14 protein-coding genes are annotated in these 18,232 nt (G+C 59.0%); all 14 read left to right on the top strand.

Translation table 11 applies throughout. The features are described 5' to 3' along the window. Positions 1-130 precede the first annotated feature (130 nt). The 14 genes from C2L80_RS04390 to C2L80_RS04325 all read left to right on the top strand — a co-directional run bounded on the left by C2L80_RS04390 (position 131) and on the right by C2L80_RS04325 (position 18,005). Entirely contained in the window at positions 131-832 is a 702-nt protein-coding gene (locus C2L80_RS04390) for an EthD domain-containing protein (protein WP_092198621.1), read from the top strand. 488 nt (positions 833-1,320) lie between these two features. After that, entirely contained in the window at positions 1,321-2,625 is a 1,305-nt protein-coding gene (locus C2L80_RS04385) for an MFS transporter (protein ID WP_087195503.1), read from the top strand. A 107-nt stretch (positions 2,626-2,732) separates the two neighbouring features. Further along, entirely contained in the window at positions 2,733-4,121 is a 1,389-nt protein-coding gene (locus C2L80_RS04380) for a TRAP transporter large permease subunit (protein WP_087195502.1), read from the top strand. Between the two features lie 279 nt (positions 4,122-4,400). Beyond that, entirely contained in the window at positions 4,401-5,096 is a 696-nt protein-coding gene (locus tag C2L80_RS04375) for an EthD domain-containing protein (protein WP_103262747.1), read from the top strand. A gap of 63 nt (positions 5,097-5,159) precedes the next feature. After that, complete coding sequence (locus tag C2L80_RS04370) at positions 5,160-7,259, top strand: oxidoreductase (RefSeq protein WP_103262746.1); 2,100 nt, start codon at positions 5,160-5,162, stop codon at positions 7,257-7,259. A 22-nt stretch (positions 7,260-7,281) separates the two neighbouring features. Next, positions 7,282-9,342 (top strand): oxidoreductase, encoded by a 2,061-nt coding sequence (locus tag C2L80_RS04365; protein WP_092198613.1) that lies wholly within the window; start codon positions 7,282-7,284, stop codon positions 9,340-9,342. Between the two features lie 180 nt (positions 9,343-9,522). Continuing rightward, positions 9,523-10,758, top strand: coding sequence for an L-lactate MFS transporter (locus tag C2L80_RS04360; RefSeq protein ID WP_087195498.1), 1,236 nt, complete (start codon positions 9,523-9,525; stop codon positions 10,756-10,758). Between the two features lie 137 nt (positions 10,759-10,895). Continuing rightward, on the top strand, positions 10,896-11,594 hold the full coding sequence (locus C2L80_RS04355) for an EthD domain-containing protein (protein WP_092198609.1): 699 nt from the start codon (positions 10,896-10,898) through the stop codon (positions 11,592-11,594). Positions 11,595-11,805: 211 nt separating this feature from the next. Next, the gene (locus C2L80_RS04350; protein WP_239938699.1) at positions 11,806-12,558 is read left to right on the top strand and encodes an SDR family NAD(P)-dependent oxidoreductase; all 753 of its coding nucleotides are present in this window, start codon (positions 11,806-11,808) and stop codon (positions 12,556-12,558) included. A gap of 56 nt (positions 12,559-12,614) precedes the next feature. Beyond that, positions 12,615-13,370, top strand: coding sequence for an SDR family NAD(P)-dependent oxidoreductase (locus C2L80_RS04345; RefSeq protein ID WP_103262745.1), 756 nt, complete (start codon positions 12,615-12,617; stop codon positions 13,368-13,370). Positions 13,371-13,406: 36 nt separating this feature from the next. Next, positions 13,407-14,156, top strand: coding sequence for an SDR family NAD(P)-dependent oxidoreductase (locus C2L80_RS04340; protein ID WP_103262744.1), 750 nt, complete (start codon positions 13,407-13,409; stop codon positions 14,154-14,156). Between the two features lie 23 nt (positions 14,157-14,179). Beyond that, positions 14,180-14,671, top strand: a complete 492-nt coding sequence (locus C2L80_RS04335; protein ID WP_092198600.1) for a nuclear transport factor 2 family protein — start codon at positions 14,180-14,182, stop codon at positions 14,669-14,671. 514 nt (positions 14,672-15,185) lie between these two features. Next, complete coding sequence (locus C2L80_RS04330) at positions 15,186-15,749, top strand: GNAT family N-acetyltransferase (protein WP_103262743.1); 564 nt, start codon at positions 15,186-15,188, stop codon at positions 15,747-15,749. A gap of 165 nt (positions 15,750-15,914) precedes the next feature. Continuing rightward, the gene (locus C2L80_RS04325) at positions 15,915-18,005 is read left to right on the top strand and encodes a glutamine synthetase III family protein (RefSeq protein WP_103262742.1); all 2,091 of its coding nucleotides are present in this window, start codon (positions 15,915-15,917) and stop codon (positions 18,003-18,005) included. The last annotated feature ends 227 nt before the right edge of the window (positions 18,006-18,232 follow it).

The following is an 18,232-nucleotide window of genomic DNA, read 5'->3' as shown; positions in this document are numbered from 1 at the left end:
GTAGGTGAGGAGCGCACTAATAAGTGCGCTATTGCGCGGCTTTCGCGAGGTCGCAAGAATACAGGCAGGGCGTGTTTCGGCAACGGAGCATGCCCGGTAATGGCAGAGGGGTTCGGAAAGGACGGCCGGTATGATTTCGAGAATCAATTTGCTGAAAAAGAAAGAAGGGCTGAGCTCGGACGAGTTTGCGACGTATTTGATGCAGGCTCATGGGAAGCTTGTGGGAACCATGCCCCATTTGAAAGGGTGCGAGGCGAATGTAGTTGTCGACAATGAGCAGCGTTCGCCGTTCGATCGCGGTTCGACGGAAATCGACGGCTACACTGAAATGGTTTTCGATAGCTATGGCGACATGGCGCACGATATGGCGGCCATTGGCGATGCTCTTTCTGATGACTACGCGCAATTCGCATCTCCCGATGTCTCTGCGCTTGTCGTGGTGAAGAAGGTGGACAAGCCCGTTGCCGCTTATTTGCGGGATGAGAACCTCATCAAACGCATGTCATTCCTCGGGAGAAAGGACGGCGTGAGCGCTGCGGCCTTCCAAGAGGAATGGTGGCAGATGCATTCCGCTCTGGTCAAGACCATGACGGGATATGCTGGGTACAATCAAAATCTCGTCATCGACCGCATCGTGGCGGGGGAGTCGGCTCCGTTTGAAGCGCTGCCCATCGAGGGCGTGGTGGAGTTCTGGTTCGAAAACATGAAGGCGTTCGACGAGTGCTACGGAACCGCGGCATTCAAGCGCACCGGAGCTCACGGAGCAGAGTTCATCGACAACATCACAACGTATCTGGTGGAATCGAAGCCCATTGTGGCGGCGCGGTCTTGATGCGCTGTTAGGGGCTAGGCGTCTCTTCTCGATTTCGATAGAGGGTTTTTTTGTTTGGCACGCGCATATGCGCGTGCCTTTGGTTTGCCGGGAAGGTGGGTGCGCTCTGGCTTTGGTGCGATGATGGGTTCGGATGAAATCGCAGATCAAAAAGGCAAACCTGCTTACCTTTTCGTACGTTTCTGACTTTAAAGTGCGTTATTGAAGTCGATCTTGAATACCCGCATCATGCGGGTAAGGAAAAGCTTGCGAGCACGGGTTTTGGGGGTTCGCATTGGATGGCGTTCGAAGCTTGGAAGCGCAGGGCGGGCCGCATGTGCGGTCGCGCATATTTTCAGCCCGAAGCACAGGTGAAGGATGTTTCGAGCGGTATGAGCGTACCGGCGGGGAGGATCGACGAAAAGCGAGGGGGTGAACTGTTCGCTGGGAGTTTGTGACTCGGCGTGAATTGCGTGATCGTTTCGGGATAATTCAGGAGAGGATGAAACATGGAGGCATCTACGGCGTCCGCAAAGAAAAAGACCTCGCTAGCCAGGGCGGTGTTTTCGGGAAGCCTTGGGAATATGTTGGAATGGTTCGACTATGGGTTGTACGGGTATTTCGCAACGATTATTTCCAGGGATTTCTTTGTTTCCGATGACCCGATCGTCGGACTTCTGCTGAGCTTTCTCGTGTTTGGAACGGGTTTTCTCGTTCGTCCTATCGGCGGCATTCTTATCGGCATGTACGCTGACAAGCATGGGAGGATAAAAGCTCTGACGCTCACGATCCTCTGCATGGGAGTGTGCACTTTTTGTATGGGTCTTCTGCCTACGTATTCCCAGGTGGGAATTGTCGCGCCAATTCTTTTGACCGTGTTGCGCCTTTTGCAGGGTTTGGCGACGGGCGGGGAATTCGGGTCGTCGCTCACGTTCATCGCGGAGTACGGAACGCCGAACAACAGGGCCTTCCTTGTGAGTTGGCAGCCGTTCAGCGTGGGGTGCGGCCTTCTTCTCGGCTCTGCGGCGGGTTTGCTCGTTACGACGATCTTGCCCGAGGCGGCATTGTATGATTGGGGATGGCGCGTGCCGTTTGCCTGTGGAATACTGATCGCCGTCTATGGCGTTCACATGCGCAAGAACGTTCCCGACTCTCCGGAATTTCTCAAGATGAAAGAGCGGGAGAGCAAGGCAGACGAGCCTCATGCGCCTGTCAAGGATCTGTTTCTTCGTTATAAGAAGCCCATCGTCACGGTCGTGGGTTTGCTTGTCGGCTCCAGTGCGACGTATTACCTTCTGATAACTTATATGCCCACCTACATTTCGGAGTTCATGGACACCTCGTTATCAAGCGCGTTTGTGGTCAACACCTCGGTCATCGCGATCTATCTACTCTTGTGCCCCGTTATGGGTATGCTCATCGATAGGATCGGAAGAAGGAAGTGCCTGATCGTTGGCTGTCTCGGATTTCTTCTTTTGTCTTACCCCGTTTTCTCGGTGCTGGTGCAGCAGACGAACGCCGCTGTCATGATCGCGCTGCTGGGGATTCTCATCGTTTTCCAGACGATCCTTGCGGTGGCCATCGCGGTTGTCTCTGCCGAAGTGTTCCCCACCAAGCTTCGCAATAGCGGCGTAGGCTTTTCCTACAATCTCGCAGCGGCCATCTTTGGCGGTTTGGCCCCTCTTGCGGCGACTGCGCTCATAGCGGCGACAGGAGATCAGTTGTCCATTACGTATCTGATTCTCGGAGCCATTCTTATTACGTTTTTGACCAGCATCTTTCTTCTGAAAGGATTTTATTCCAAGGAAAGGTGATCGGGGCTGCTGGTGCGTCCTAGTTTTTCGAATGCAGGGGAAAGCGCCCCTTTCCCCTGCATTTCTTCCGCTCTTTGAGGTGCTTTGTCATTTGGGAGGGGTGCGATGTGGCCAGTGCGAAGGACCTCCTTCTTGTTACGAGAAGCGCAGTCACCTTTTGTTTCGGTATAAGTTTTATCGCGAACGTGTTTCTGAAATCTCCGTTGCTCGACTCCCTGAACTCGGGTTTGATGGTGGCTGTGGTTGCCTTGAGCTTCGTTTCTTCGAAGGGATCGGCGAGGGCAATCGGCACGTTGCTGCTGTTTTCGGGCATCGTTTTGCTCATCTGCTCGCATGCGCCGCTTTCCGCATGGGGGCAAGCGCTGCAAGAAAACTCTCAGCTTGTTGTCATGTTCATCACGGTGCCGCTTTTGGGAATTCCGATTCGCTGCGGAGGGTACGGCGATTCGCTGCGTGAGGCGTTCGGTCGCCATGCGGGTACCGGCGCGCGTTACTATGCGCTGGTGAGCGTTATGACCGCCCTTCTGGGTGTGCTGCTGAGCATCGCGGCTGTCCCCCTTTCCCACGAGGTATCTCGGACAAGCTGTCACTGTGAAAACAAGAAACTTGTAAGCACAGCTTTGAGCAGGGGATTTGTTACCTGTATGATTTGGGCTCCAACATCCGCGACAATTGCGCTGGTGGTTCAATTGACAGGCGTCGACTGGGTGGATCTCTTCCCCTCTGCTTTCGCATGTGCGCTTGTCGCCGGCGCTGTCGGTGCCTTCATGGCTTGCGCAGGGGAGAAAAGGAAGGCTTCTCCTTGCGCGATGGGAGCGAGCAAGTGTTGTTCGGATGAGCCTGCCTTGCCGAAAATCATCGAATTATGCGTGTTTTTCCTGGTCCTCATCGCCTCCATAGTTGGACTTTCCCAGATGATGGGGCTTTCCGTTATCGTTGCGGTTGCCGCGGCGTCGCTTTTCCTTCCTGTCGTGTGGATGACGTGCATCGGACGGTTGCCGGTGTATGAAAAGGAGTTCAGAGGGGATTACTTCAAAAGGAAGCTTCCTTCGGCAGGGAACCAGATAGCGCTCTTCGTTGGAGCAGGGTTTTTCGCGCAGGGCATGAGCTCTTCTCATGTGGGCGACGTTCTGATGGGGGCGCTTGCGCAGGTGGCAGGGCAAAGCGTGTTGCTGCTCACTGTGGCGGTGATCGGTCTTGTTTTGGCAACCTCGGCTGTTGGCATTCATCCTGTCGCGATCGTTGCCGTGGCGGGAGGGGCTATGAGCGCTTCCGGATGCGGCATCACGCCCACCTATGCGGCGCTTGTCTTGTCGATTAGCTGGGCGATGGGGAACGCGCTCTGTCCGGCTTCTGCGAATGTCGTCGCTGTCTCCAATTTGGTCGGGCGGTCGCCTATCGAGGTCAGTTTGCGATGGAACGGCTTGTATGTGCTGGTCGCTTCGGTTGTGTTGGTGCTCGTGCTCACCTTGCTGAGATCGGTCGGGTTGGCATAGCGTCCTTCGCTTTTCGGCAGGGAGAAGCTTTCGTTCAACGCGGCATAGGGGGTCTGGCATGGGGTTGCCACTTACTTTTCGGTGCCCTTGTGACTTTAAAGTGCGTTATTGAGGCCTTCTCCCGATGGCCATAGCATACGGTTATGCAAGGTTCGCGCGTCCCTCGCATTTTGAGGCGAGTGCGTGCGACGGTTGCGAAGGGGCAATGTCAATGCAGATGGGAGAGGGTTTCTTGACGTGCGGGATCTTTCGTGCGTCCAATCCGGAAAGGATGTCTTCGTGATCAGCAGATGCGGTTTGATGCAAAAGCGAGAGGATATGAGCGTCGAGGAGTTCCAGGACTATTGGCTGAACGTTCACGGTCCCATCGCCAGTGCCATGACGAACCTGCGCCAGTATGACCAGCATGTCGTGGTCGGTGCGGAGACTTCCCGTGCTCAGGGCCCAGTGCGCATCGACGGGTACTCGGAGTTGCAATTCGACAGCTACGGCGACATGCTCGAGGGTGTGGAATCGCTGCATGGCGAGGGGGCGAACGATGTTCCGCTGTTCGCCAACCCCCACTGCCCGATCCTCGTGCTGGCCAAGCGCAGCGTCATCAAGATCCCCGAGTACCTGCGCGGCAAGAAGCTCGTCCAGCGTGTGTCGTTCCTTGGTCGCGCCGAAGGAGTGAGCTCCGAGCGCTTCGCCAAGGAGTGGTGGAACATTCACGATCGCCTGGTGCAGACCGTTCCCGGCTGCGTGGGCTACAACCAGGACCTCTTCATCGACCGCATCGACGGCGGCGTGTCCGTATCGTACGACGAACTGCCGGTTGAGGGCATGGCTGAGCTGTGGTTTGAAACGCGGGAGGCGCTCGACGAGTTCTGCGCATCGCCCGAATTCGCCCGCGCGTCTGCGCACGCCGCGGAATTCGTCGGAACCATCGACACCTACCTGACCGAGACCTATCCCGTGGCCGTGCCTTCCGTCTAGAAAGCCGCGCCTGTCGCGCGCCAAACACGATGAACCTATTGAACGAGAAGAGGGAACGAAGCTATGAGAGCGTATGAGAAGTTGCTTGAGCCGATAACTATCGGCACCCACACTTGGCGTAACCGCATGGTCAAGGCGCCGTCGTCCGCGATGTCGTGGGATCCGGGCCAGTTCTGCAACGATCGCATCATCGGCCTGTACGACGCCATCTCCAAGGGCGGTGCGTCTGCCATCATCCTGGGTGGCATGATCTGCGACGATCCCGCCACCCTTATCGACGATGCCGACGGCGGCGTGTACACCGTGGAAACCTACCCGCTCGGCGGCCTGTACGACGACAAGTTCATTCCGGGCCTGACCCAGCTTGCCAATGTCGTGCACGATAACGGATGCGAGCTCATTGCCCAGATCTTCCAGAACGGTGCCGCCATCAAGACGAAGGGCGGGGCGTGGTGTTCGTCGACGCTGAGTGCGGAGGAACTCCCCAGTCCTGAGCCGTATTGCCATCCGACACGCGGGCTGTCTCTCGAGGAGATCGCGGCGTTCAAGGAGCGCTACTTCGCCGCTGCCGAACGTGCGAAGAGGGCCGGCCTCGACGGCGCCGAAGTGCATGCGGCGAACGGCTACTTCCTGCTGAGCTTCGTGTCGCGTGTGTGGAACCATCGCAATGACCAGTACGGTTGCCAATCGATCGAAAACCGCACGCGATTGGTGTGCGAGATTATCCGCGGCGTAAAGGAACGCTGCGGCGAGGACTTCATCGTGGGCGTGCGCACGAATGGTCAGGAGTGGGGTCATCCGGATGCCATCACTGTCGACGAAGGTGTCGAGATTGCGAAATTCTATGACGCCGCCGGAGCCGACTACATAAGCGTGACGGGCTATGGTTATGGTCCAGTTCCCATGCAGTTTGCGCTTGACTACTGGATGTACCCCTCGCCTGACGAGGATATGAAGCAGTACCTCGGTCGACTGGATGGAGAGGGGCTGGCTATACCGCCGGCGGCCGCCATCAAGCAAGCCGTTTCTGCGCCGGTGTTTGGCGTGGGCTTTGCGACGCCGGAAAAGGCCGAAGCGGCACTCGAGAAGGGCGAAGTCGATCTGGCCATGTTTGCACGCGGGCTGTGGGCCGACCCCGATATGCCCAATAAGATCGCGGAAGGGCGTGCGCAGGACATCCGACGCTGCAACCATTGCGCGACATGCGACGAGCTTCGCATGAACGAAACGCCGCACCGCCGCTGCCGCGTGAATCCGGCGTTTCTGCGCGAGCGCGAAATGGCCGTCACTGCTGCAGAAGTAAAGAAGAAGGTGCTGGTAGTGGGTGCCGGTGCGGCGGGGCTCGAGGCCGCTCGCGTCGCTGCCGAACGCGGTCACGAAGTCACGCTCTGCGAGAAGGAATCCGTTTTGGCCCTTGAGCTCAATCTTGCGACTATGGTGAAGGGCACCGTATGCGAGAACGTTCCTGCGCTCATCGACTGGTTGACGTCCCAAGCGAAGAAGACGCCAGGGTTGGTCATCAAGACCAAGACGACGGTGACGCCCGACTACGTGCGCGCCATGAAGCCCGATGCGATCATCGTCGCCACGGGAGGGGTGTACGGCACGCCTGATGTTCCGGGCATCGATCTCGGCATAGTTTCTACGGTTCCCCAGCTCACCCGCCTTGCGGAAAAACCGCTCAAGCTTTTCGGCGCAAATGCCATCAACAAGCTCTCGCAGATCGCCCTGCCGGGCATCGGCAAGAACTGCGTTGTGCTCGGCGCGCAAATCGAAGGCGTGCAGGGTGCCATCTTCCTTCGCAAGCGTGGCAAGAACGTCACCGTACTCGAGGATCTGGACACGGTGGGCGAAGGTCTGCCGCCGCGCTATAAGAGCCGCTCGCTCAAATGGCTGCAAGATAACAACGTGGATATCGTCACCGGTGTGGAATACCGCTCTATCGACAAGCGCGGTATCGCATACGCCAAAGACGGCGAAGAGCGTTATCTCAAAGCGGACAGCATCCTCGTGTTCAAATCTCCCGGCTCCGGTTTGAGCTTGTACGATCAACTGAAAGACCTGGCTCCCGAAGTGTATCCCATCGGCGCATGCAAGGGGGCGGGTTCCACGCTCATGGTCGATGCGGTGGGCCAGGGTCGTGCTGCTGCGCTCAGGCTGTAATCGGGAGACAAGGGGGAGTTGCGTGAAAAGCTACGAGAAGCTTTTGTCTCCGATAGAGATAGCGCCTAACTTCGTGCTGAAGAACAGGATGATCAAGGCACCGCAGTCATCGTGGCGCTGGAATGAGGACTGCACCGCAGACGGCAGCGACGCCATCGCCATGTACGAAAACATGGCGGAAGGAGGCGTTGCGGCCATCAATGTCGCGGCAATATTGTGGGAGCCTGCGGGCGGTATCTACCTAGGTGCCTACGATGACAGGTTCATTCCCGGCATGATCGAGCTCAACGAAGCCGTCCACAAGCATGGGTGCCTCACCATTGGGCAGCTGCACCACATTGGCCCGTCGGCCGGCCCGAATCCGAACGGGCCGGCGCCGATCTCCTCGTCGACGCTTTCCGAAGACGAGATGCCGGTCCCCAAACCATGGTGCCAAGCACCGCGCGGCTTGACCATCGACGAGATCCACGAAAAGCAGCGTCTGCAAATCGAAGCTGCCGTGCGCTTGCAGAAGGGTGGATTCGACGCAGTCGAGGTGCATGTTGCGCACGGGTACTTCCTCGACAGCTTCGTCAGCCCATTGTGGAACAAACGCGACGACGAATACGGATGCCAAAACGTTGAGAACCGCACGCGCATCGTGCGCGAGATCATCGAAGGCATTCGTGAGGCGTGCGGCCCTGATTTCGTGATTGGCTGCCGTTTGAACGGACGCGAGTTCCATCCTACGAAGCAGGGAATCACCGCCGAGCAGGCCGCCGAGAACGCGCGGGCTTTCGTGGAAGCTGGCGCGCAGTACATCAGCGTCGCGGGGTACGGGTACGGTCCCACGCCGTTTCGCTACTGTCCCGACTACTTCGCTTATCCCGAGCCCGACCCGTTCATGGAGCCGTATATGGACGAGTATCGCGGCGTGGGGCTGTGGACGGCTGTGGCACGGCAGATCAAGGACGCCGTGGACGTGCCGGTCATCACGGCGGGTCGCATGGACGAGGATTTGGCCGAGCGCGTGCTCAAAGCCGGTGATGCCGACGTCATTGCGCTTGGACGCACGCTGTGGGCCGATCCCTGGTTTGCTCGAAAGGTGCAAGAGGGCCGCACCGATGAGATCATGCGCTGCACGCGCTGTGCAAGCTGCGAGGATCCGGTGACGCAGCCTCGCATCTGCCGTGTGAACCCCACGTTGGGCCAAGAACGCCAGCTTGCCGCTCGACCGGCTGAGAAGAAGAAGCGCGTCATGGTGGTGGGTGGCGGCCCTGCTGGCATGGAATGCGCATGCACGCTTGCCGAGCGGGGGCACGAGGTGACGTTGTACGAGAAGTCAGGGGCTTTGGGCGGTCGCACCAAGTTGGCGGCCATGATCAAGAGCGGTGGATGCGAGGAGGTCATGCACATTTACGACCGCCTGACTGCCATGGTTGAAAAATCGGCTGTTAACGTGAAACTCAAGACCGAAGTGGACGAGCGCCTCATTCGTCGAGAGGCTCCTGATGCGGTGGTTTTGGCCAATTCGTCACCCTATTACATTCCCGACATCCCCGGCATCAACCGCAAGAACGTGCTTGCCATCCCCTTGATGTCGAAGCTTGCGCAGGTGCCGCTCAAGATGTTCGGCCCGGACAGGCTTGCCTCTATGAGCGAGAAGTTCTTCCCCGTGGGCAAGAAGATCGTGATATGGGGGGCCGGGGCCGAAGGTGCCCAATGCGCCGAGTTCATGCGCAAGCGCGGCAAGGACATCGTGTTGGTTGCCGAAGACGGAGACGTGGGTGGATTGATTCCGATCAAGTACAAGGAACGCATCGCACCGTGGTTCGACCGTCAAGGCGTCCGTGTTGTGCGCAACGCCACGGTAGCCGAATTCGGCAAGCGGGGGGCGTTGCTGAGGTTTGCCGAGGGCGGCGAAGAGCTGGTGGAATGCGATTCCATGATGGTCATGCTGCCCGAGCGACGCGATGCGGCGTTCTTCGAGATGGTTTCGACGATCGTTCCCGAAGTGTACGAGATCGGGTCGACGCTCGGCGGCGAGAACGCGTTTTTCAAGCATGCGTTTGCCGACGGTCGGCGTGTGGGTTGTCTGCTATAAGGCATCATCTCGCGTTCCATCGTGTTGGCGCGCGACTCGGTGGAACGCGGAATGCATGAAGAGGATCGAACTTGATTCGCATTGAAGGAGGTGGATGTCGAACGGAATTGGGATTTCACGCGAGATTAACCGCTTTTCATTTCGGAATGCAATTTCGAAGGCATGCAAGGAGGAGAACGTATGTCAGTTAAAACGTATCGCCGTGGGGTCATACTGATCTGCGCGGCCTTGTGCGGTGCGCTGACGGCATCGCTGAACATTTGGAGTATCTTTCAGAAGCCTTTGATGGAGGCTTACGGATTCTCTCCTCAGTCGGTGTCGTTCGCCTACACTATCGTCATCGCCATGATTGGCCTGAGCGGTCCCATCGGTGGATGGCTGCAGCGCAAAGCGCCGGCTCATATCATCATGACCATTGCTGGCATCGGCTTTGGCCTCGGCTGGTTTCTGACGGGCTTCGCCAGCACCATCCCGGTTTTGTATGTTTCGTTCGGTCTTCTGGTGGGCGTGTGCGACGGCATTTGCTACAACCTCGCTCTTGCTATCGCCACCAGGTGGTATCCCGACAAGCGCGGATTTGCCAATGGGGTCGCCCTGGCCATCATGGCTATTTATCCGCTGTTCTCGGCTCCGGCGGGCAACATGATCATCGAGAACTTTAATGTCAGCATCGCTTTCAATATTGTGGGTGTGTTCTGCATCGTGGGCTTCATCGTCTTGTCGCGCTTCTTGAAGATGCCTGCGGCTGATTACAGGCCCGAAGGGTGGGTTCCTCCTACCGAAAGCGACGCCAAGCATGTGAAAAACTACACCTCTGGCGAAATGCTGAAAACCCCGTTCTTCTGGACTTTGCTGCTCTTCTTCGGAACTGTTGCATGCACGGGCGTGATGATGCTGTCCACCGTGTCTTTGGTGGGCCAGGTTCAGGCGGGCATGGATGCGGCCATGGGCGCTCTTATGGTGGGAATCTTCGCTGTTGCCAACGGTGCGGGCCGTTTGGGCCTCGGTGCCATCTCCGATAGGCTCGGACGCTTCCAGACCATGTTCGTCGCTGTGGCCGTGACGGCGGTCATCCACCTGTTCTTGTTCGCCAACGCCACCAGCCCCCTGGTCTTCATCGTGGAGGCGTGCCTTTTGGGCATTTGCTTCGGCGGCATCATGGCCATCATGCCGTCCGTATGCGCGGATGCCTATGGTCCTGGCAATGCGGGTCAGAATTATGGCTTTATGTTCATCGGCTACACGATGGCGTCGTTCATCGGTCCTGTGATCTCGGCTAACGCTTTGGCCACCACAGGCAGTTACAGCTCGGCGTTCCCGATCCTCGGAATGCTGTGCGTTGTCGGCCTCGTGCTTTTGGCGCTTGCGTGGATGTTCTTCAAGAAGATGAGAGCCAAAGAGGAAGTGGGCGCGTAAGGCTGCGAGACCTGGTTGAGAGAGCAGGTCCGAAGAAGTCGCGTGTTTTGAGCGCCAAGGTGCGCGACTGTCGTTGGGATTGCTGCCGGGATCGCTGTTGGAGGGAATGGGTTTCCATTCTACGGAAGGAGTTCGATATGATTTCCAGGATCAGTTTGCTGAAGTGCCGCGAAGGAGTTTCCGAAGAGGCGTTTCGTGAAGCGATGATGGGCAATGTGCGCGAGGTTGTTGCTTCCATGCCCGGGCTCAGAAAATGCGAGATCAATTTTGTCACCGATCGTCAGCAGCGTTCCCATTTGGGCCGTGGAGCCATCGATATCGATGGGTTCATCGAGATGTTTTTTGACAGCTACGGCGACATGCAGGAGGCGTATCGCCAGTCTGGCGATGCGGTGCTGGCCGCTTTGGAGCCGATTGTCGAAACCCCTCTTTCCACATTGGTGGTCGTGAAGAAGAAGGATACGCTCGTTCCGGCTTATCTTGACGGGAAGGCTATCAAGCGGGTTTCCTTCTGTGATCGCAAAGAGGGCGTCGACGCTATGACGTTCCATGACGAATGGTGGTACACCCATTCTGTGCTCGTGAAGCTGATGAGCGGATATTGCGGATACAATCAAAACCTCGTTGTCGATCGTTTGGTGGCAGAAAAACCCGTTCATTATGCCGATCTGCCCGTCGAAGGCATGGTGGAGTTTTGGTTCGAGGACATGGACGCTTTTAACGAATGCTACAGCACGGTGGGCTTCAAGTTGCGGGCGAGCGTTCACGCAGCCGAGTTTATCGGCACGGTGACGACGTATTTCGTCGAGGCTGTTTCTGTGGAGTTGGCGAAATAGGCAGATTGGCGGCTGCGTTGCGAAACTCGGCGCAGCGCAGCCGCGATTGAGGAAAGGCGGGATTGCGATGAAATCGAAGCGATCAGAGTTTTTCGACGAGGCTGTTGTCTCCGGGCCTGGCCAAAAGGAATTCGAAGAGCGAGTCTATGCTGAGGCTCAAGCCAAACGGTGGCCACGCGTTGCCGAAGGGCAAGGGAAGTTCGAGGGCCAGGTGGCTGTTGTTACGGGCGCGGCGGGCGGTCAGGGCGAGATGGAAGCGAAGATGATTGCCCAGCAGGGTGCGAAAGTGTACATGGTCGACATCGAAGAAGAAGGGTTGAAGCGCGTCGAGTCTGCTATCGGAGCCGACGGCGGGGAGGCCGTGGCGGTTCTCATGGATGTCGCCGATGAAGGGATGTGGCAGAAGCTTGTCGAAAAAGTGCTGAACGAGAGCGGTCGGCTCGATGTGCTGGTGAACAATGCTGGCATGTGCCAGAACGGCACCGTCCTCACCGAGACGCGCGAATCGCTCAATCGCATCATGGATGTGGACTGCTGGGGAGTGTACAACGGCATGCACTACTGCGCGCCCGCCATCATAGAGAGCGGTGGAGGCGCTATCGTGAACACCTGCTCGTACCAAGGCACGCATTTCGGGCCGGGGAGCTTCATCGGTTACGCGATGGCCAAGGCGGCTGTTATGGGAATGACGCGTGCTGCCGCCACTGATCTGGGGACGTACGGCATTCGAGTCAACGCTGTCAATCCCGGTTTGGTGCTTTCGGGTATGACGCTTCCTCGCGGTCAGAACCGCAAAGGATTGGTGGAGGCGTCCTCTATGAAGCGTTATGCACTGCCTGAGGAAATAGCGTCTGTCGTTGTTTTTCTCGCCTCCGATGATTCGAGCTTCATTAACGGAGAGTTCATCGCAGCCGACGGCGGGGCTACCACCTATCTGCATTTGGCGACTGCCGACGAGAAATAGCGGCATGTCGAGGAGGAGGCCGGTTGGGTCGGCCTGCGATGGGGAAGGGGTGTATCATGGCTCGATTTGACAACAAGGTCGTGCTGGTGACTGGGGCGGCGAATGGGATCGGACGCTGCATGGTCGAGCGTTTCTTGTCCGAAGGGGTCGAGGGCGTTGCCGCAGTTGATATCGAATGCCGCACACTCAAAGACGTTTTTGCCGATGAGCGTCGCGTCCGTACGATACCGTGCGACATCACGGACTACAACGCCGTCCATCGCATGGTCGATGAGGTGATCGAACTGTTCGGGCGTATTGACATCCTCATGAACAACGCCGGCATCAGCATGAAAGATGGCGAGAGGTACGGCATGCTCACCTGTCCTAAAGAGGCGTGGGACAGCGTGGTGTCCACGAATCTCAACGGGTCGTTTTATGTGGCGCAGGCCGTCGCCCAGCGCATGGTGAAGGCGAACACGAAGGGCGTCATCGTCAACACGTCCTCGAACACGTTTCGCTTCATTCCGAAGTATTTGGGAGCGTATCCCGCTACCAAGGCGGCCATTGCCGTATTCACCAAGCAGTTTGCCAAGGAGCTTGCCGAATACGGCATACGGGTCAATGCTTTCGGGCCGGGAACGACGCTTACTCGCATGAGCGAGCCTACTCGGTCGAATCCGGAGATGAACGAGCAATTTCTCAGGGATATTCCCATGCACCGCTATGGCGAGGTGAGGGAGGCTGTGGACGTAGCGTTGTTTCTGGCTTCGGAGCAGTCGTCCTTCATGCTGGGGGAGACTATCTTCGAAGATGGCGGTCAAAGCCTTTGAGGGTTCGACGCGATGACGATGACAAGGAGCGTGACAATGGAAAAGCAACGGTTCGTGGACAAGATCGCATTGGTCACCGGGGGCGCCAACGGCTTGGGCCGGGGCATGGTGGATCAGCTTGTGAAAGAGGGCGCCCAGGTTGCCGTCTTCGATATCGAAGACGACACGATGGAGGAGGCGTTCGCACACAACGACCGCGTATGCTGCCTGCATTGCGACGTGCGTGATTACGATCAGGTGCAAAAGGGCGTTCGGGACGTCATCGAGCGGTATGGGCGCATAGACGTTCTGATGAACAATGCCGGCATCATCCATCGACAGGGATTTCTCGAATGCAGCAAAGAAGGCTGGCTTGATGTCATGGATACGAACCTGAACGGCGTGTTCTACGTTGGACAAGCCGTTGCTCGGACGATGGTTGATCTTGGCGTCGAAGGGCACATCGTGAACACGTGCTCGAACACGTCTCGCAAAACCGTTGCCGGCGTGACCCCGTACGGCCCGTCAAAAGCCGGCGTGAAAATGCTCACGCAGATCATGGCGCTTGAACTCGCGAAATACGGCATCCATGTGAATGCGGTCGCGCCGGGAACGTCGCGAACCCGCATTGCCGCCGGAACGATCAACGATCCCGAGCGAAGCGCTGCATTCTTGGCCAAGATGCCGTTCGGGCGCTATGGCGAAGTTCGCGAGATGGTGAGCGTTGCTTTGTTCCTGGCTTCGGAGGACGCTTCGTTCATCACAGGAGAGACGATTTACGAAGAGGGCGGGTTCAGCCTTCCGTAAGGCAACGTCGGAAAGGGGATGGCATGACAACGTTGGAGGATCTTGAGCGGCGAGTCGGCGATTTGGAGGACATCAGGGCTATAGAGCGGCTTCAGGCCGAGTACTGGGACGCTCTCGATGCGAAGGATTGGGAGGGCTTGCGGGCTTGCCTTGTCGAAGATTTCGTGTTCGTCAATAACACGACGGGAGGGCGTTACGAGGGACGCGAGGGAATGATCGCGACGATGCAGGCCAAATTCTCCGATGGCGTCACGTCGAGCCATCACGGTCATCATCACTGGATCGATCTGATTGGCGATGGGACGGCTGTTTCGCATTGGGCCCTTCAAGACGATCTGTACGACGCGGGGCATGGCGGCGAGTTTGTCGGCCGCGCTCATTACGATAACGCGTACGTGAAAATCGACGGGCAGTGGCGTTTTACGAAAATGTCTTTGACGTATCTGCGGGGAGAAGCCTCTATCAGGAAAAGCTCGGAGGACTGCGCCAACGCGTACAAGGTGTTCATGATGTAGAGGGCGATGCGGGGCCTGTTGGCGTTGGATGTCAGGAGGGGTAGAAGTCTGACGGGACTGGAGACGTGGTCGGGTGCGGAGAGCGTTCGGCCACAAGCGTTGCGGCACGCGGTCGGGTACAATGCGGGCGCGGTGCAGACACGACGGATTCCGGAAGTGTCCGCCTCGTTGGAGGCGGGCACTTTTTCGTGCGCTCGGGGATTTGGGGTTGGAAAGCGGCTCTTCGGAAAGCAACCCTTTCATCAAGCCGATGTCGAAGCGCAGTTTTCGAAAAGGCGGGGACGGCGGGATGCCGGGGGATGGGGCGGGGCGTCGTGCGAGTCCTTTCTTGGAAAGCTTTTGCGCTCAGGGCCCGCTCGTGCATTCGCGCACCCGATTCCGCTCCGAACCCTCGGCCTTCTCTTCGTTCTCGCCCAAGGTCGAGCTTCGATTGCGTTCGCCGGAGGCCGTGCGACGTGTGATCGGGTACAATGCGAGCACGATGCAAACGTAGCAGACGCGGGAAGGGGCGGGCATGTTGGAGGTGCGGACGGCGCGGGCCGACGAGATCGGCGCGGTCGTGGAGTTCTACACAAGGATGATCGACGAGATGCGCGGCACGGACTTCGACGTGAGGTGGAGGCACGGCGAGCATCCTTCCGAGGGCTTCCTGCGGGCGTCGGTGGAGGCGGGCGAGGTGCTTGTGGGCGTGCTGGGCGCAGATGATCCCGACGCGCCTGCGGCGGTGGGTGCGTCGCGTCTCGCGTGCGCACTCGTTATGAACGGCGAAACGGATCCCGGCTACGAACAAGGCGCGTGGCAGGTGGAGGCGCCGCCGCAGGACGTGGCCGTGCTGCACGTGGTGGCCACGCTGCCCGCGTTTCACGGACGCGGATTCGCGCGTCAGCTGGTGAACGCCAGCGCGGACGTGGCGCGCGCGTCGGGCAAGAAGGCCGTGCGCCTGGACACGTTCGCCGCCAACTTGCGCGGACGCCGGCTCTACGAATCCTGCGGCTTCGTGTGCGTAGGCGAGTGCCCCCGCTTCTATCCGGGCATTGATCCGACTCTCCCCGCCGCCCTCTACGAGCGCGTGCTGTGACCTCGCATCGCCCGCATCCGGCGAAGACCCCTCGAAACATTTCGCCGTTCGTTTGATGACCGCGTGATGACGCCCCGTTTCGCCCGCAAGCCGTGCTATCGTATGCGGATGATGCAGTCGCGCGGCCAAAGCGGCGCGCGAAGACGAGGTAAGGAGCGCGCATCCATGGCGATGGTTTCGGAGATCTACGGCTCGATGGTGTTCAACGAGCATACGATGCAGGAGCGTTTGCCCTCGGCGACGTACAAAAGCCTGCTCAAGACCATCAAGGAGGGCCAGCCGCTTGAGATCGAGGTGGCCAACGTCGTCGCGCACGCCATGAAGGAATGGGCCATCGAGAAGGGTGCCACCCACTTCACCCACTGGTTCCAGCCGCTCACCGGCATCACGTCCGAGAAGCACGACAGCTTCCTCGACCCCACCGACGACGGTCGCGCCATCATGAGCTTTTCTGGCAAGGAGCTCATCCAAGGCGAGCCCGACGCCTCGAGCTTCCCTTCCGGCGGTCTGCGCGCCACGTTCGAGGCGCGCGGCTACACCGCGTGGGATCCCACCAGCTACGCGTTCATCAAAGACGAGGTGCTGTGCATCCCCACCGCGTTCTGCAGCTACACCGGCGAGGCGCTTGACAAGAAGACGCCGCTTCTGCGCTCGATGCACGCCGTGGAGGAGCAGGCAAACCGCGTGCTTGCGCTGTTCGGCTGGGAGCGGCAGCACATCGTGCCCACGCTCGGCGCCGAGCAGGAGTATTTCCTCATCTCCGAGAAGGACTACGCCAAGCGCCAAGACCTCGTCATGTGCGGCCGCACGCTGTTCGGCTACGCGCCGTGTAAGGGCCAGGAGCTGGAGGAGCACTACTTCGGCGCGATCCGCCCCACGGTCAACGAGTTCATGAAGGAGCTCGACGACGAGCTGTGGGCGCTCGGCGTGTCGGCGCGCACGAAGCACAACGAGGTGGCTCCCGCCCAGCACGAGCTGGCGCCCATCTTCACGAACGTGAACCGCGCCATCGATGAGAACCTGCTCACGATGGAGAAGATGCGCCTTCTTGCCAGCCATCACGGCCTCGTGTGCTTGCAGCACGAGAAGCCGTTCGATGGCATCAACGGCAGCGGCAAGCACAACAACTGGTCGTTGTCTGCCGGCAAGAAGAACCTGTTCGACCCCGGCGAAAGCCCCATGGACAACCTGCGCTTCCTCGTGTTTCTCACCGGCGTCATCCAGGCGGTGGATGACTACCAGGAGCTTTTGCGCATGTCCGTCGCATCTGCCGGCAACGATCATCGTCTCGGTGCGCACGAGGCGCCGCCGGCCATCGTCTCCATCTTCTTGGGAGACGAGCTGGACGCCATCGTGGACGCGCTCATCGACGGGCACGAGTACGCGAGCGCCGAGAAGGTGGCCATGGACTTGGGCGTGGCCGTGCTGCCGAACTTCCTCATCGACAACACCGACCGCAACCGCACTTCGCCGTTCGCGTTCACGGGCAACAAGTTCGAGTTCCGCATGCCGGGCTCGGCGGTGAACCTGTCCGACTGCAACATGATCCTCAACACGGCCATGGCGAAAAGCCTCAAGGATTTTGCCGACGCGATGGAGGGGAAGGCTGGCGAGGAGTTCGAGGCGGCGGCCATCGACTACATTCGCGAGACGCTCAAGCGCCATCAGCGCATCATCTTCAACGGCAACGGCTACGCCGACGAATGGCAGGAGGAGGCCGCCCGCCGAGGGCTCGCGAACCACCGCACCACGGCCGACGCGCTGCCGTGCCTCGTCGCGCCGGAGAGCATCGAGCTGTTCGAGACGTTCGGCGTGCTCACCGAGACGGAGGTGCGCAGCCGCTACGAGGTGAAGCTGGAGAAGTACAACAAGCTGATGAACATCGAGGCCCGCACGATGAAGCGCATGGTGCGCCGCGCGTACTTGCCCGCCATCAACAGCTACGCCGCCGAGGTGGCGCGCAACATCACCGCCATCCGCGCTGCGAGCCCGACGGCCTCCGTCGACCAGCAGGAAGAGCTGCTGCGCCGTCTGACCGAGGGCGTTCGCGAGATCGACGCGCACCTGCGCGCCTTGGGCAAGCGCCACCACGAGACGCTTGAGATCTCCGACGAGCAGAAGAAGGCTGACACCTACGCGCACGAGATCGTTCCCATCATGGACAAGCTGCGTGCCGCCGTTGACGGGCTCGAGGTTCTCGTCGATCGCGATCACTGGCCTGTGCCCACGTACAACGACCTGCTGTTTTACGTGTAGGAGACGGATCCCCCCCCCCTTCGCGCTCTGCGCGGGGGGGGGGTGATCGCGCATCCTCAAGAATGCGGGGAACGCAAAAATTCGAATATTTTTGTACTCCGAGGGGGTGCGGACAAAAAGTTGGACACTCCGGTGTCCGGATTGGAGTCCGCATGTACCCGTTGGAGACCAGGGAGCTCGCCGTGGAGGCCGTCGCGGCGGGGTTCAGCCTGACCGAGGCGGCCGAG

Origin of the sequence: Rubneribacter badeniensis (genome assembly GCF_002899695.1) — a bacterium.
In the GTDB taxonomy this organism is placed as follows: domain Bacteria; phylum Actinomycetota; class Coriobacteriia; order Coriobacteriales; family Eggerthellaceae; genus Rubneribacter; species Rubneribacter badeniensis.
Note: the sequence above shows the minus strand (reverse complement) of the source record. Positions and strands in the feature narration are given on the sequence as shown.

What these genes read in the sequence shown, in the direction of transcription:
- C2L80_RS04390 (WP_092198621.1), top strand. Translation starts at nt 131, where the DNA reads ATGATTTCGAGAATCAATTTGCTGAAAAAGAAAGAAGGGCTGAGCTCG.
- C2L80_RS04370 (WP_103262746.1), top strand. Translation starts at nt 5,160, where the DNA reads ATGAGAGCGTATGAGAAGTTGCTTGAGCCGATAACTATCGGCACCCAC.
- C2L80_RS04360 (WP_087195498.1), top strand. Translation starts at nt 9,523, where the DNA reads ATGTCAGTTAAAACGTATCGCCGTGGGGTCATACTGATCTGCGCGGCC.
- C2L80_RS04340 (WP_103262744.1), top strand. Translation starts at nt 13,407, where the DNA reads ATGGAAAAGCAACGGTTCGTGGACAAGATCGCATTGGTCACCGGGGGC.
- C2L80_RS04355 (WP_092198609.1), top strand. Translation starts at nt 10,896, where the DNA reads ATGATTTCCAGGATCAGTTTGCTGAAGTGCCGCGAAGGAGTTTCCGAA.
- C2L80_RS04345 (WP_103262745.1), top strand. Translation starts at nt 12,615, where the DNA reads ATGGCTCGATTTGACAACAAGGTCGTGCTGGTGACTGGGGCGGCGAAT.
- C2L80_RS04385 (WP_087195503.1), top strand. Translation starts at nt 1,321, where the DNA reads ATGGAGGCATCTACGGCGTCCGCAAAGAAAAAGACCTCGCTAGCCAGG.
- C2L80_RS04335 (WP_092198600.1), top strand. Translation starts at nt 14,180, where the DNA reads ATGACAACGTTGGAGGATCTTGAGCGGCGAGTCGGCGATTTGGAGGAC.
- C2L80_RS04325 (WP_103262742.1), top strand. Translation starts at nt 15,915, where the DNA reads ATGGCGATGGTTTCGGAGATCTACGGCTCGATGGTGTTCAACGAGCAT.
- C2L80_RS04330 (WP_103262743.1), top strand. Translation starts at nt 15,186, where the DNA reads ATGTTGGAGGTGCGGACGGCGCGGGCCGACGAGATCGGCGCGGTCGTG.